The organism is Enterobacter quasiroggenkampii (assembly GCF_043972695.1).
GTDB lineage: Bacteria > Pseudomonadota > Gammaproteobacteria > Enterobacterales > Enterobacteriaceae > Enterobacter > Enterobacter quasiroggenkampii.
In genome coordinates, this window is the sequence record NZ_CP143745.1 from 3,141,129 (window position 1) to 3,154,781 (window position 13,653).

At 55.5% G+C, this 13,653-nt stretch carries 16 protein-coding genes; 6 read left to right on the forward strand and 10 right to left on the reverse strand.

Annotated elements, in window-relative coordinates:
* Positions 1–50 precede the first annotated feature (50 nt).
* From V1572_RS15085 to V1572_RS15125, 9 genes are all read right to left on the reverse strand, one after another.
* A complete protein-coding gene (locus V1572_RS15085) occupies positions 51–806 on the reverse strand; it encodes an alpha/beta fold hydrolase (protein ID WP_395299334.1) in 756 nt (251 codons plus the stop codon).
* An 86-nt stretch (positions 807–892) separates the two neighbouring features.
* Entirely contained in the window at positions 893–1,066 is a 174-nt protein-coding gene (locus V1572_RS15090) for a GhoT/OrtT family toxin (protein ID WP_013096478.1), read from the reverse strand.
* Positions 1,067–1,248: 182 nt separating this feature from the next.
* Entirely contained in the window at positions 1,249–2,673 is a 1,425-nt protein-coding gene (gene patD, locus V1572_RS15095; protein ID WP_223539046.1) for an aminobutyraldehyde dehydrogenase, read from the reverse strand.
* Between the two features lie 24 nt (positions 2,674–2,697).
* On the reverse strand, positions 2,698–3,504 hold the full coding sequence (locus V1572_RS15100) for an ABC transporter permease (RefSeq protein ID WP_008501291.1): 807 nt from the start codon (positions 3,502–3,504) through the stop codon (positions 2,698–2,700).
* Positions 3,494–4,438, reverse strand: a complete 945-nt coding sequence (locus V1572_RS15105; RefSeq protein WP_008501290.1) for an ABC transporter permease — start codon at positions 4,436–4,438, stop codon at positions 3,494–3,496. Before V1572_RS15105 ends, V1572_RS15100 begins: the two co-directional genes overlap by 11 nt.
* 1 nt (position 4,439) lies before the next feature.
* Entirely contained in the window at positions 4,440–5,453 is a 1,014-nt protein-coding gene (locus V1572_RS15110) for an ABC transporter ATP-binding protein (protein ID WP_395299335.1), read from the reverse strand.
* A 17-nt stretch (positions 5,454–5,470) separates the two neighbouring features.
* A complete protein-coding gene (ydcS, locus tag V1572_RS15115) occupies positions 5,471–6,616 on the reverse strand; it encodes a putative ABC transporter substrate-binding protein YdcS (protein ID WP_024907240.1) in 1,146 nt (381 codons plus the stop codon).
* 271 nt (positions 6,617–6,887) lie between these two features.
* Entirely contained in the window at positions 6,888–8,297 is a 1,410-nt protein-coding gene (locus V1572_RS15120) for a PLP-dependent aminotransferase family protein (protein ID WP_032674890.1), read from the reverse strand.
* An 82-nt stretch (positions 8,298–8,379) separates the two neighbouring features.
* A complete protein-coding gene (locus V1572_RS15125) occupies positions 8,380–8,568 on the reverse strand; it encodes a hypothetical protein (protein WP_032645155.1) in 189 nt (62 codons plus the stop codon).
* A 458-nt stretch (positions 8,569–9,026) separates the two neighbouring features.
* Between V1572_RS15125 and V1572_RS15130 the strand changes: the two genes are divergently transcribed.
* The 6 genes from V1572_RS15130 to hslJ all read left to right on the forward strand — a co-directional run bounded on the left by V1572_RS15130 (position 9,027) and on the right by hslJ (position 13,115).
* Complete coding sequence (locus V1572_RS15130) at positions 9,027–9,398, forward strand: hypothetical protein (RefSeq protein ID WP_045326584.1); 372 nt, start codon at positions 9,027–9,029, stop codon at positions 9,396–9,398.
* Positions 9,395–9,889: a YbjP/YqhG family protein gene (locus V1572_RS15135; RefSeq protein WP_229225951.1), complete on the forward strand. Its 495-nt coding sequence runs from the start codon at positions 9,395–9,397 to the stop codon at positions 9,887–9,889. Before V1572_RS15130 ends, V1572_RS15135 begins: the two co-directional genes overlap by 4 nt.
* Positions 9,890–10,009: 120 nt before the next feature.
* Positions 10,010–11,410: a cytochrome ubiquinol oxidase subunit I gene (locus V1572_RS15140; protein WP_262801624.1), complete on the forward strand. Its 1,401-nt coding sequence runs from the start codon at positions 10,010–10,012 to the stop codon at positions 11,408–11,410.
* Entirely contained in the window at positions 11,410–12,420 is a 1,011-nt protein-coding gene (gene cydB / locus V1572_RS15145; RefSeq protein WP_395299336.1) for a cytochrome d ubiquinol oxidase subunit II, read from the forward strand. The genes V1572_RS15140 and cydB overlap by 1 nt, the downstream gene beginning before the upstream one ends.
* Positions 12,420–12,548 carry a DUF2474 domain-containing protein gene (locus V1572_RS15150; protein ID WP_008501283.1) on the forward strand — a complete coding sequence of 43 codons (129 nt, stop codon included), beginning with the start codon at positions 12,420–12,422 and terminating at the stop codon, positions 12,546–12,548. The genes cydB and V1572_RS15150 overlap by 1 nt, the downstream gene beginning before the upstream one ends.
* 129 nt (positions 12,549–12,677) lie before the next feature.
* Positions 12,678–13,115 carry a heat shock protein HslJ gene (gene hslJ, locus V1572_RS15155; protein WP_048029814.1) on the forward strand — a complete coding sequence of 146 codons (438 nt, stop codon included), beginning with the start codon at positions 12,678–12,680 and terminating at the stop codon, positions 13,113–13,115.
* Here the strand turns inward: hslJ and V1572_RS15160 are convergent, their stop codons facing one another.
* Positions 13,116–13,382, reverse strand: a complete 267-nt coding sequence (locus V1572_RS15160; RefSeq protein ID WP_023312003.1) for a DUF333 domain-containing protein — start codon at positions 13,380–13,382, stop codon at positions 13,116–13,118.
* Positions 13,383–13,653: the final 271 nt, after the last annotated feature.

Sequence of the window (13,653 nt, forward strand, 5' to 3'; positions counted from 1 at the left end):
GCTGCGCTTACCCGGCCTACATTTCGCAACGATGATACATTGCACAATAATCACTCCGTCATACATTCGGCTAAGGCCCGCGCCAGCGCAGAGGGGTTTTCCCAGGACATTGAGTGACCCGCCGCAGGAATAATTTTCACCTCAACGCCCTTCTGCTGGAGATTTTCCACATCGTCATCCGGCAGAGAGAGCTCGCCAAAAATCAACGTTACCGGGCAAGAGAGTGACAGGAACTGCGCTTCCCATTCCGGTTCAACGCCCGCGACCAGGCCAGATGCACCGCGCCAGACGGCATAAGCGGCATTGCTCTGCAGGCATCCCGCCCACGCTGTTTTTTCTGCGCTAAGCATGGCGTCATATCCGTGCTTCAGAAATTGTTGCTCTGATTGCGCCGCTATAGACCGGCTGAACATGCCCCCACCCGCGTGAAAATTGGGCTCTGACACCATCAGTCCCTTCACGCGCGTTGCCAGCAGCCCCGCCGTTTCGATAGCAATACTGCCGCCCATGCTGTGGCCATATAACCAGAAGGAATCCAGCTCAAGATGGTCAATCAGTTCCGCGACAACGTGCGCCTGGTCAGTGGTTTTATAGCTGTAGTGCTCAGGCTTATCGCTGTAGCCGCTGCCGGGCAAGTCGATGAGAATCGCTCTGCGCGCGCCAAAAAGCGGGTCACAAACGACGCGGGGATATTCATAGGAAGAGGCGCAGCCTAGCCCGTGAATGAACACCACGGGATCGCCGGTACCGGGCAAGTCGTGCCAGCGCACGGTGCAACCAGCCTGCTGCGAGTAAAAACTGTTCATAAGCACTCCTTTTATGATGCACTGTGTATTTATACAGTCATCAAGTCAGGAATGCTATGTTCATCTTTTAAAACTGGAAGCGTGCTTCAGAAAAGCGAGACCAGCAGCGCAACGGGAAAGCTCATTGGCCAGGTTGACCCCACCAGGAAAGCGCTGAGCAGGCGGATACGTTTGCGGTCTTTAGAGAGGAACCAGGTGATTAATGCGCAGATGGAAGCCATGATTGCGTAAAAAACCAACATCTTTTGATACAACGTCATTCTGTATACCAGAGCCGAAAAAATAACCGCACGCAATATGCGTCATATGTTGACACAGATCAAGTTTTTTCGTTACAGAATAACCACTTAAAAATTACGGCTAATAACAATTGAGTATCTTACGTAACACGTGTGGCGGGCAAGGAGAACGCCTGGCCGCGCAAGCGGCCAGGCTGAGCGGATCAGTGTTTGATCATCACATGCCTGACGACCGTATAATCCTCAAGCCCGTAGACCGACATATCTTTCCCGTAGCCCGATAATTTCATGCCGCCGTGTGGCATTTCGCTCACCAGCATAAAATGGGTATTCACCCAGGTGCAGCCGTACTGCAGGCGTGCGCTCAGGCGATGGGCGCGCCCCACGTCTTTGGTCCAGACCGATGACGCCAGGCCGTATTGCGAATCGTTCGCCCAGGCCAGCACCTGCGCCTCGTCATCAAATTCGGTGACGCTCACCACCGGGCCAAACACCTCGCGCTGAACGATGGCGTCGTCCTGTTTTGCTCCCGCCAGAAGCGTTGGCTGGAAGTAGTAGCCCGCCCCCTCTTTTTTGCTCCCGCCGGTGACAACCTGGATATGACCGAGCGCTTTCGCCTCATCGACGGCCTGGCAGACGCGTGAAAGATGGGCGGCCGAGCTGAGCGGTCCCAGTTCGGTCGAGGTGTCTTCCGGAGCACCCATTTTAAGACTGGCAACCGCGGCACCCAGCTTTTCCACCAGTTGGGCATAAATTCCCTTCTGGGCATAAATGCGGCAGGCCGCCGTACAGTCCTGCCCGGCATTGTAGAAGCCAAACGTTCGCACGCCTTCAACCACCGCATCCAGGTCGGCATCATCAAACACGATCACCGGCGCTTTGCCACCCAGCTCCATATGGGTGCGTTTAATCGAGGACGCCGTATGGCCGATGATATGTTCCCCGGTCGCAATCGAACCGGTCAGCGAGACCATACGGACCTTCTCGTGCCCGGTGAGCGGGTCGCCGACCGTTTTCCCACGACCAAACAGCACGTTCAGAACGCCCGCCGGGAAGATATCTTTTGCCAGCTCTGCCAGCTTCAGCGCGGTCAGGGGCGTGATCTCTGAGGGCTTAATCACCACGCAGTTCCCTGCTGCCAGCGCGGGGGCCAGCTTCCAGGCTGCCATCATCAGCGGGTAGTTCCACGGCGCGATAGAGGCCACCACGCCTACCGGATCGCGGCGAATCATTGACGTGTGGCCGTCAAGGTACTCGCCAGCGGCGAGGCCGTTCAGGCAGCGGGCGGCCCCGGCAAAGAAACGGAAAACATCGACCACCGCCGGAATTTCATCCCCCAGCGCGCAGTGTAGCGGCTTACCGCAGTTAAGGGACTCGAGCCGGGCTAACGCCTCGCCGTGCGCTTCAATCGCATCCGCCAGCCTCAGCAGGCACTCGGCGCGGGTTTTCGGTGTCGTTTGTCCCCACGCCGCAAAAGCACGATCAGCAGCCAGCACCGCCGCGTCGACCTGGGCCGCTGACGCCTCAGCAATTTCCAGCAATACCTCTCCGGTGGCCGGGTTATAAACTGGCTGTTTTTCACCTTCTCCGGCAACCAGCTCACCGTTTATCAGCAGATGTTTTTGCATAGCATTTTCCTGTTGAATTCACTGTTATTTCCCGCTACCGGCAATGTTTTCGCCGTCGCGGGTTAGCCACCAGGCTCCCAGAATGGGGATAGTTGTCACCAGCATCACCAGCAGAGCAACAACGTTGGTGACGGGCACGTCGCGCGGACGCCCGAGCTGGTTGAGCAACCACAGCGGTAACGTGCGCTCGTGTCCCGCCGTAAATGTTGTGACGATTATCTCGTCAAACGACAGGGCAAACGCCAGCATTCCCCCGGCCAGCAGCGCGGAACCCAGATTGGGCAGCACCACGTAGCGAAAGGTTTGCCACCCGTCAGCCCCGAGATCCATCGACGCTTCCACCAGGCTCCAGGAGGTGCGTCTGAACCGGGCAATCACGTTGTTAAACACCACCACCACGCAGAAGGTGGCGTGTCCGACGACGATGGTGAAAAACCCCGGCTCAAGATTGATCGTTTTGAAAGCCGTCAGCAGCGCCAGGCCGGTGATGATCCCCGGTAACGCAATCGGTAACAGCAGCAGCAGAGAGATCGCATTCTTGCCAAAAAACTCGCTTCGCCACAGCGCTGCTGCAGCAAGCGTGCCAAGCACAAGGGCAATGGCGGTGGAAAGCGCGGCAATTTGAAGTGACAACGTCACGGATTCGATAATGTCGCCGCGCCCCGCCGCCACGCTAAACCACTTCAGCGTCAGCCCCTGTGGCGGAAAGCTGAAGGCGGCGTCTTCGGTGTTGAAGGCATAGGTCGCGATAATCAGCAGCGGGAAGTGCAGGAAGATGACGCCTCCCCACGCTGCCACTTTCAGAAACAGCGGTGCGCGTTCAGAGTGCATCGAATGCTCCCAGACGTTTCACGAACGCCAGATAAAGAGAAATCAGCACGATGGGAACCAGCGTAAACGCGGCGGCCATCGGCATATTGCCGATAGCGCCCTGCTGGGAGTAGACCATGTTACCGATGAAATAGCCCGGCGGGCCGACCAGCTGAGGAACGATGAAGTCCCCCAACGTCAGGGAAAACGTGAAAATAGATCCCGCCGCAATGCCCGGAATGGCCAGCGGCAGAACGACATAGCGGAACGTCTGACGGGGACGTGCGCCGAGGTCGGCTGAGGCCTGCAGTAGCGAGGCCGGCAGGCGCTCCAGCGCCGCCTGGACGGGCAGGATCATAAACGGCAGCCAGATGTAGACGAAGACCAGAAACCGTCCCAGCCCGGAGGTGGACAAGGTGTTACCGCCCACTGCCGGGAGCGTCAGGATCGAGGTCAGAATCGGCTCCAGTCCGAGATGGCTGAGAAACCACTGCGCCACGCCGTCCTTCGCCAGCAGCAGCGTCCAGGCATAGGCTTTGACGATATAGCTCGCCCACATCGGCAGCATCACGGCGATATAGAAGAAAGCCTTCCACTTGCCGCTGGTGTATCGCGCCATGTACCAGGCCATCGGGAATGCGAGGATGGCGCTGGCAATGGTCACCGCAATCGCCATCGTTAACGTGCGCAGGATGATGTCGTAGTTTGCCGGGTTGAAGAGCGCCTGAATATTCGCCAGCGTCAGATCCGGCGTGACCGCCATGGTGAAATCGTCAAAGGTGTAAAACCCCTGCCACAGCAGCGTCAGCAACGATCCTAAATAGACGATGCCAAACCACATCAGCGGCGCAAGCAGAAGCAGGAACAGGCCGAGCGACGGTTTACGCCAGAACAGTGCGGTCATGCGACTTAAGCGGCCGCGCGGGGCGGGAGGATGCGCGACACTCATATCCATTTCACCTCTCCTCATGCAGGCGGATCATCGCGTCGCGTGACCATGACGCCATGACCGCCTGCCCTGGCACAATGCCGCTCAGCGGCGAGACGTCACTGAAGTTAGCCTGACTCACCAGCAGTTTGGCGCCATCGGCGAGTTTCAGCTCCAGACGCGTGGCCGCCCCCTGATACTGAACGGCCTGCACAACCCCCTGAACCTGAACGTCACCCTGTTCATTAAGGCGAATATGTTCAGGGCGCAGGGAAAAGGTGCCCTCCATCCCGCAAAGTGTCTGCGCAAGGCCCGCATCAAAAACGTTAGAGGTGCCAACAAAGCTGGCGACAAACGGCGTGCGCGGACGCATGTAAAGATCGCGCGGGGTATCCACCTGCTCGATTCGCCCGTTATTGAACACCGCCACCCGGTCCGACATGGAAAGGGCCTCGCCCTGATCGTGGGTGACAAAAATAAAGGTGATGCCGAGTTCTTGTTGAAGCTTCTTCAGCTCGAACTGCATCTGTTCCCGCAGCTTGAGATCGAGCGCCCCTAAAGGCTCGTCCAGCAGCAGGACGCGCGGTTCATTCACCAGCGCACGGGCGATGGCGACACGCTGACGCTGGCCGCCGGAAAGTTGCGAAGGTTTGCGGGCGATGGCAAAGCTCAGGCCCACTTTTTCCAGGGCATCACGGGCCTGGGCATGGCGTTTTTTCTTGTCGACGCCTTTGACCATCAGCCCGTAGGCAACGTTGTCGAGGATCGACATATGCGGGAACAGCGCGTAGTCCTGAAACACGGTGTTCACATCCCGCTCCCAGGGGGGCAGTTCGCTCGCCTCTTTGCCGAAGATAGAGATCGTGCCGCCTGACAGCTGTTCAAAACCGGCGATCAGACGCAGGCAGGTGGTTTTGCCGGAGCCCGAAGGCCCCAGCATGGAGAAAAACTCTCCGTCACGAATCGCAATGGTGACTCCATCCACCGCCCGGACGTCGCCGTACAGGCGGGAAACATTGTTAAACTCAACTGCGTACGTCATGTTCTGCTCCCGGGCAATTAACGACCGCCCATGATGGCGATGTAATCCTGCGTCCAGCGGCTGTAAGGGACAAATTTGCCGCCTTCTGCGATGGGGGTTTTCCAGAACATGATTTTGTCGAACTCGTTATAACCGTTTGTTTCGCAGCCTTTATCGCCCAGCAGCGTGCTGGCTTTACACCCTTCCGGAACCACAGGCAGGGAACCAAACCATGCAGCCAGATCGCCCTGCACTTTCGGCGTCAGCGACCAGTTCATCCATTTGTAGGCGCACATTGGGTGTTTAGCTTGTGCGTGCAGCATGGTGGTGTCCGCCCAGCCTGTCACCCCCTCTTTCGGGAAGACGGTGGCAATGGGCTGGTTCTCGGCCTTCAGCGCATTCGCCTGATACGGCCAGGCGCTGGAGGCCACGACACCTTCGTTTTTGAAGTCGCTCATCTGGACGGTGGTGTCGTGCCAGTAGCGGTGAATCAGGGCATGCTGGTCGCGAAGCACCTTAAGCACGGCGGCATACTGTGCTTCGGTGAGCTGGTACGGGTCTTTGATACCCAGCTGCGGCTGCGTGGCTTTGACGAACAGCGCGGCATCGGCGATGTAAATCGGGCCGTCATACGCCTGCACGCGTCCCTGATTGGTTTTACCGTCCGGCAGATCCTGTTTAGTAAAGACCACGCTCCAGCTGTCCGGCGGCGTCGGGAAGGTTTTGGTGTTGTACATCAGCAGGTTTGGCCCCCACTGGTATGGTGTGCCGTAGACCTTGCCCCCGACGTTAAACCATTCCCCTTTCACAATCCGTTCGTCGAGGGTTTTCCAGTTGGGGATAAGATCCGGGTTAATCGGCTGGACGCGTTTGCCCATGATCAGCCGCAGTGAGGCATCACCTGAGGCGGTCACCAGATCGTATCCCCCTTTCGCCATCAGGCTGACCATTTCATCCGACGTGGCTGCCGTTTTGACGTTGACCGCACACCCGGTCTCTTTTTCAAACTGGGTGACCCAGTCGTAGTTTTTATCCGTCTGTCCCCGCTCGATGTATCCCGGCCAGGCGATAATATCCAGTCGACCTTCCCCGTCGCCAATGGCCTTGGGGGGTTCTGCGGCTTGCGCTGTCATGATAGTCATGCCGAGCGCACACAGGCTGCTGCGGGCAAAATTTTTGCTCATAAGAGTTACTCCTGTCGCAATGAAATTTAGCGGCAGCCGTGCCGTAAAAATATCTCCCTTATTAAACGTAGACCGCGCAAATGCGCCGCACCGTACTGCTTCAGGAAATTTCATCAAGGTGTGACCGAGGGCGCATTCCCCGTTAACTGGATTATAGACAAGGAGTTAGGCGCGAGAGACGGTATGCAGATTTCCTATGACAGGTCACCGCGAAATATTCGCAGTGCCGTCATCAGGATAAGAATTGATTATTTAAATAACGGAGAAAGGATTATTCCAGCATCGTGCTAATTAATTTTCCTAACTGAATGACCGCCTGCTCTTCCCGCTCTCCCCAGGCCCAGGAAGTATTAAATCGAAAGAACGGCGTCCACGCGTCAGAGGTGGAAAACATCTTTCCCGGGGCAATGCTGATGTGGTGCGTTAAGGCCTTTTCGCTCAGCAGCCCCGCATCCAGCGGTGCCGGCAGTTCCAGCCATAAAAAGTAGCCGCTGTCGTTATGGTGAATTTTGACACCGGCAGGCATATGGCGCAGAAGTGACTGCCAGGCCTGCTGCTTCCGCTCGGCTAGCGTACGCCGCAGGCGGCGCAGGTGGGCGTCGTAGCGTTTGGTCGCCAGGTAATCCACCAGCGCCAGCTGCATGGGAGAACTGGTTGAGAGCGTGCTCATCAGCTGCAGCTGCTGAATGCGACGCGCGTGTTTTCCTGCCGCCACCCAGCCGATGCGAAAACCGGCCACCAGACATTTTGAAAAGGACGAGCAGTGAAGCGTCATGTCCTGACGATCCCACGCTTTCGCCGGGAGCGGCTTTTCGCGGCCAAAATAGAGCTCGCTGTAGACGTCATCTTCAATCAGCGGGACGTTGTGCTGCGTTAACAGCGCGACAAGCTGCGCTTTTTTCTCCGCGCTCAGCGTGAAGCCGAGCGGGTTTTGGCTGTTGGTCATGATCCAGCAGGCTTTAACCGGGTACTCATTCAGCGCCTGTTCAAGGGCGTTGAGATCGATCCCCTCGCGGACGTCTGTCGCAATCGACAACGCTTTAAGCTTCAGGCGTTCCAGCGCCTGCAGCGCGCCGTAGAAACAGGGGTTTTCGACAATCACCCAGTCACCCGGCTCGGTCACCGCCTGCAGGCTAAGATTCAGCGCCTCGAGCGCGCCTGCGGTGATCACGATCTCTTCCGGGGAGATGTTCATCCCCTGCTGCGCGTAACGACGGGCAATGGCGTGGCGAAGATCGACGTTACCCGGCGGCAGGTTCTCAATCACGCTCATCGCCGTCGCGGTTTTACTGACGTTAGCCAGCGAGCGGTTGAGCTGCTGAAGCGGGAAAAGCCGGGGATCGGGAAACGCGGAAGCAAAGGGAACTACGGAGGGGTCGCGGCTGGCCTGTAAGACGTCGAAGATATAGGTATTGATATCCACCGCTTCGTCACGCATCACCTGAGCGGGTGGCGCAGGCTGTTGTGCGGTCGGGCGCGAGGCAACGTAATAGCCCGACTGCGGTCTGGCGACGATGCGCCCCTGGCTTTCCAGCATCTGATACGCGTGGCCAACGGTCATAAAACTCATGCCGCTGCTTGCCACCTGCTCTCGCAGGGAAGGCAGCTTATCGCCCGGCAGCCATACGCCAAGCTCAATCTGCGAGATAATTTGTTGCGCCAGACGCTGGTATTTTTTCATCAGATTCTCCTTACGCCCGATAGTGTATATCAGCTGGAGAAAAAGAGAAGATTTAGCTAACTGTTATAGTCTGGAAGATGAGTTACTTACGGTATTCGGTCACATGGCTCTGAGCGGAATGCGCGGCGGCCAGGTGGTCGAGCGTGATCATCGGCGATTTGCAAAAAATGCATTTCGCGCCAAACGGGTTTTTCTCAGATACATCAAAGGCTGAGGTACGGTACTGCGAACCATGGCAGCATGGGCAGCGAAAATGGATATAAGAAGTCATAGGATTCTCCTGAAACGTTAAAACGTAAATTACTAATGGGCCGATTGGGCATAATGGTTTTAAACAAAACGAATCGGAATGTAGATAAAGACCCAAGAGAGGCTGCGGAGAGGCACAACGTGATGAGAACTGCTTTAAAAACTACGTCAGATATTTATTTGGACTCAAAACCAGAAGACCATTAACGCACGGCGCTGACGACAAAGCAAGCGGTTTAATGCGGAAAATTCATAAAAAGAATGTTTTTATTCCCTCATGCTCGTCCAGTTTTTTAAAAATTGATGTTTACAACTCTTGACCATAAATACATAACCCCATGAAATATAAATATAATATATAACATTTTTTGCCTACTCATCTCACCAACCACAGAGTATTAACAACAGGCTAATGAACACTCTGCTACTTGTCTTTCTCAAGCAGGAATTGCGCCCTTACCTTACAGAAAGGAATTATCAATGAGTTGGAATAAAGACGCGGCTGTTTCTTACCTCCGCTCGCATGCGCTTGGACACTCTCATAACGAATGCGCGAAGTTTACACGTCGTGCCATAATCGCTGGCGGCATTACGCTTGAACGCACACATGATGCGAAGGATTATGGACCAAAACTATTGCGTGCAGGTTTTAGGGAGGTTCCTCCCGGTTCGACGTTGCTTAGCGGAGATGTCGCTGTAATTCAGCCCTATCCAGGGGGAAATTCAAGCGGCCATATGACAATGTTCGACGGCACCCGGTGGATCTCAGATTTTACCCAGCTCAGTATGTACCCCGGGCCGGGTTACCGCCGCGCACAACCAACCTATAAGATTTACAGGATGAGTCGATGATGAGGGGGATTATAATTACTTTGCCGTTATTATTATCAGCTTGTACGTGCGTACCTCAGCAGAATGCTGCCGAACGGGCGGAAGAATTTTATTCCACATATCTGACGTTTTTTGCGGAAAGTGATGGTGAATACCCTCAGCTTAGAGAGTACGTTGCGGCAGATACACTATCCCGACTTAACGAGATAGAGTCTATTCCTGAGCAGGAAATCCTGGGGTCAGATTATTTCGCTTATATTCAGGATTATGATCCCTCCTGGGTGAAGGGGCTTGAGGTTGGTGTGGCGCATCAGTTCATCAATGGCGAAGTTCTTCCTGTCAGGATTGGTATTGAGAACGGCGGGTTTCTTAATCTTGAAGTCTATATGCGTCGTGAAGACGGAAAGTGGAAAATTTACCGCGTGAGTGACGTAACCGATCACTACGAGCACCCCATATTTAATGCTGGAGCAATTACTCGAGCAAAGTCATTAGCGGAAAGCGGACTTTAAGCACATCTATAAACAATACACTGGCAAACTGTTATAGGTAAATATGCCGGGTCTGTTTCTGCAACCCAGAGCTGGCGCGGCTTAGAATGGCATCGACATAATTACATCGCGGAGTTTTGCATGTTTGGTTTGGATGCTTTTCACCTTGCGCGGATACAGTTTGCCTTTACCGTATCCTTTCACATTATTTTCCCGGCCATCACCATTGGTCTCGCAAGCTACCTTGCCGTGCTCGAAGGGCTGTGGCTGAAAACAAAAAATCCGATCTGGCGCTCGCTGTACCATTTCTGGTCGAAGATTTTTGCCGTCAACTTTGGCATGGGCGTGGTCTCCGGGCTGGTGATGGCCTACCAGTTTGGCACCAACTGGAGCGGCTTTTCACAGTTTGCGGGCAGTATTACCGGCCCGCTTCTGACCTACGAAGTGCTTACCGCCTTCTTCCTCGAAGCCGGATTCCTCGGCGTAATGCTGTTCGGCTGGAACAAAGTCGGGCCTGGGCTGCACTTCTTCGCTACCTGCATGGTCGCGCTGGGGACCATCATCTCTACATTCTGGATCCTCTCTTCAAACAGTTGGATGCAGACCCCGCAGGGCTATGAGATCGTCAACGGTCAGGTGGTGCCGGTAGACTGGTTCGCGGTGGTGTTTAACCCCTCCTTCCCTTACCGCCTGCTGCACATGTCGATAGCCGCGTTCCTGAGCAGCGCCCTGTTTGTTGGCGCATCCGCGGCATGGCATCTGCTGCGCGGCAATAATACCCCCGCCATCCGGGCAATGTTTTCGATGGCGCTGTGGATGACGCTGATTGTCGCCCCCATCCAGGCCCTGGTTGGCGATATGCACGGGTTGAACACCTTAAAGCACCAACCCGCCAAGATCGCCGCCATTGAGGGCCACTGGGAAAACCCGCCGGGTGAGCCGACCCCGCTGCTGCTGTTTGGCTGGCCGGATATGGAGCAGGAGCGCACCCGCTTTGGACTGGAGATCCCCGCGCTCGGCAGCCTTATTCTGACGCACAGTCTGGATAAACAGGTTCCGGCGCTGAAAGAGTTTCCAAAGGAAGACCGCCCGAATTCCACCATCGTCTTCTGGTCGTTCCGCATTATGGCGGGCCTGGGCATGCTGATGTTGCTGCTTGGGGTAACGGCACTCTGGCTGCGCTATAAAAAGCGCGTTTATTCATCGCGCCCTTTCCTGTGGTTTGCGCTGCTGATGGGGCCATCCGGGCTGATTGCCATTCTGGCCGGGTGGATCACAACGGAAGTGGGCCGCCAGCCGTGGGTGGTCTATGGGCTTCAGCGAACGAAGGATGCGGTTTCTGCCCATGGTGATTTGCATATGAGCGTGAGCCTGCTGGCCTTCTTCATCGTTTACACATCGGTATTCGGCGTGGGTTACAGCTATATGGTGCGCCTCATCCGAAAAGGCCCGCAGCCGCATGAGTCTTTCGCCACCGAGTCCGATGGACGTCCGGCGCGCCCGCTTTCTGCCGTCACAACTGAACATAAGGAGCAGCCATAATGGGTATCGATCTTTCCATTATCTGGTTTGTGATCATCGTCTTTGCCACGCTGATGTATATCGTGATGGACGGTTTTGATCTGGGGATCGGCATTCTGTTCCCGGCCACGCAAAACGCCGACGATCGCGACGTGATGGTCAACAGCGTCGCGCCGGTCTGGGACGGGAATGAAACCTGGCTGGTGCTGGGCGGTGCCGCCCTGTTCGGCGCATTCCCGCTGGCCTATGCGGTCATCGTTGATGCCCTGACCATTCCGCTAACGTTAATGCTGATCGGACTTATTTTCCGCGGGGTGGCATTTGAGTTTCGCTTTAAAGCCACGCCTGCGCACCGTCCGTTCTGGGATAAGGCGTTTATAGGTGGTTCCATTCTGGCGACGTTTACCCAAGGCGTGACGGTGGGCGCCGTCATTAACGGCTTTACCGTCACCGGCCGGGCCTATACCGGCGGCCCCTTTGACTGGTTTACCGCGTTTAACCTGTTTTGCGGCGCGGGCCTAATGGTGGCCTACGCGCTGTTAGGCTCGACCTGGCTGGTGATGAAAAGCGAAAACGCGTTGCAACAGCGGATGCGTGAAGTATCGAAAACACTATTAATCGTGCTGCTGGCGTTTATTGCCGCCATTAGCCTCTGGACGCCGCTGGCGCAACCGGCCATCGCCGCGCGCTGGTTTACGCTGCCGAACCTGTTTTATCTGCTGCCCGTCCCGGCGCTGGTCTTGATGTTGAGTCTGTACCAGTGGCGCTGCCTGAATAATCCCGACAGCCATAGCCGTCCGTTTATTCTGACGCTGGGGCTAATCTTCCTCGGCTTTAGCGGGCTGGGGATCAGCATCTGGCCGCATATTATTCCACCGTCGATCACCCTGTGGCAGGCCGCCGCACCGACGCAAAGCCAGGGCTTTATGCTGGTCGGCGCGCTGTTGATCATTCCCGTAATTCTGGTCTACACCTTCTGGAGTTACTACGTTTTCCGCGGCAAAGTTCAGCATGGGGAGGGTTATCACTGATGCAACAACCGGTCTGGAAAAGATTGCTGTGGCTGGCCATTATCTGGGGCGGCAGCGTACTGGCGCTGGCTGCGGTCAGTATGCTCTTCCGTATGCTGATGACGGCAGCAGGGTTTAAATCGCATTAACTTCATCCCGGGCAACCGCAGCGTTGCCCGTCTCCTTCCCCCCGCACTTTCAGATAAACCCCATTAACGCACGGCAGAGTATCGTTACACTGGAAAAAGATTCACAATATTTATAGTTTGAGAAGAAAAATGAAAAAGCTCATTGCGTTAAGTGTTATCAGTCTTGTCCTTACCGGGTGCGTTAATCCGGGTAAAGCCTCCGTTCAGCCGGAGCAACTTCAGAACCACCGCTTTGTGCTGGAAAACGTGAACGGTAAGGCGGTTAAGACCGCGACAACGCAACCTGAGATCAGTTTTAGTGCCCTGCCTGATATCAGCCTGGTGAATAACATCAGCGTTTCTGGCCAGATGTGTAACCGCTTCAACGGACAGGGGAAATTGTCCGAAGGCGAGCTTAAAGTGAAAACGCTGGCCATGACGCGCAAGCTCTGTACTGAACCGCAGCTGAATGAGCTGGATCAGGCCATCGGCGACATGCTGCGCAAAGGGGCGCAGGTCGACCTGACGGAAGACCAGTTAACGCTGGCGACAGCCGATAAAACGCTGATGTTTAAGCGTGTAGAATAATCAGTAGTTACCGCAGCTTCCAACGGCAAGCGACTGTTCACTACAGCGTTTGCCGTTTGGCAAGGCGCACATCCCAATCGCAGAACCATCAAGCTGGCGGGCAACCGACAGCGAGCCGCCAATCATCGCGCAGTTAGCCTGACCCGAGCTGGACATCGCCGCCTTCATTCCCGGCGCCACGTGGGCTGCCGTTGCCTGCTGAACGGGTTCACTGCTACATGCCGACAACAATAATGCGGCACACCCTACCCAAAATGCTGAGCGCATGCTCTCTCCCCCATGAATAATGCGAAACCTATGCATAATAGGCATCCCATCCCGTGTCGTCGAGAGCGGAAGCGCGTATTTATGCGCTCCAGAAACAATTTCTCGCAATTTTTTCGCCAAAAGTTTGATCTACTCATTGATGGCGAGAATACCGAGGACACAAAAGCGAAAATCGTAAAATCCCCCGTTTGCTAGAATACACAGATAATATTCAGGGTTTGTCGTCGTAATACAGACCCCTATTTTTTGCGCAATGTAAGGGTGTTGTCCT

Bases quoted from the DNA above. Each gene is read 5' to 3' on its own strand.
- V1572_RS15110 (WP_395299335.1), bottom strand. From the start codon at position 5,453: ATGACGTACGCAGTTGAGTTTAACAATGTTTCCCGCCTGTACGGCGAC.
- V1572_RS15160 (WP_023312003.1), bottom strand. From the start codon at position 13,382: ATGCGCTCAGCATTTTGGGTAGGGTGTGCCGCATTATTGTTGTCGGCA.
- ydcS (WP_024907240.1), bottom strand. From the start codon at position 6,616: ATGAGCAAAAATTTTGCCCGCAGCAGCCTGTGTGCGCTCGGCATGACT.
- V1572_RS15140 (WP_262801624.1), top strand. From the start codon at position 10,010: ATGTTTGGTTTGGATGCTTTTCACCTTGCGCGGATACAGTTTGCCTTT.
- V1572_RS15090 (WP_013096478.1), bottom strand. From the start codon at position 1,066: ATGACGTTGTATCAAAAGATGTTGGTTTTTTACGCAATCATGGCTTCC.
- V1572_RS15120 (WP_032674890.1), bottom strand. From the start codon at position 8,297: ATGAAAAAATACCAGCGTCTGGCGCAACAAATTATCTCGCAGATTGAG.
- patD (WP_223539046.1), bottom strand. From the start codon at position 2,673: ATGCAAAAACATCTGCTGATAAACGGTGAGCTGGTTGCCGGAGAAGGT.
- hslJ (WP_048029814.1), top strand. From the start codon at position 12,678: ATGAAAAAGCTCATTGCGTTAAGTGTTATCAGTCTTGTCCTTACCGGG.
- V1572_RS15135 (WP_229225951.1), top strand. From the start codon at position 9,395: ATGATGAGGGGGATTATAATTACTTTGCCGTTATTATTATCAGCTTGT.
- V1572_RS15130 (WP_045326584.1), top strand. From the start codon at position 9,027: ATGAGTTGGAATAAAGACGCGGCTGTTTCTTACCTCCGCTCGCATGCG.
- V1572_RS15105 (WP_008501290.1), bottom strand. From the start codon at position 4,438: ATGGATATGAGTGTCGCGCATCCTCCCGCCCCGCGCGGCCGCTTAAGT.
- V1572_RS15125 (WP_032645155.1), bottom strand. From the start codon at position 8,568: ATGACTTCTTATATCCATTTTCGCTGCCCATGCTGCCATGGTTCGCAG.
- V1572_RS15100 (WP_008501291.1), bottom strand. From the start codon at position 3,504: ATGCACTCTGAACGCGCACCGCTGTTTCTGAAAGTGGCAGCGTGGGGA.
- V1572_RS15085 (WP_395299334.1), bottom strand. From the start codon at position 806: ATGAACAGTTTTTACTCGCAGCAGGCTGGTTGCACCGTGCGCTGGCAC.
- cydB (WP_395299336.1), top strand. From the start codon at position 11,410: ATGGGTATCGATCTTTCCATTATCTGGTTTGTGATCATCGTCTTTGCC.
- V1572_RS15150 (WP_008501283.1), top strand. From the start codon at position 12,420: ATGCAACAACCGGTCTGGAAAAGATTGCTGTGGCTGGCCATTATCTGG.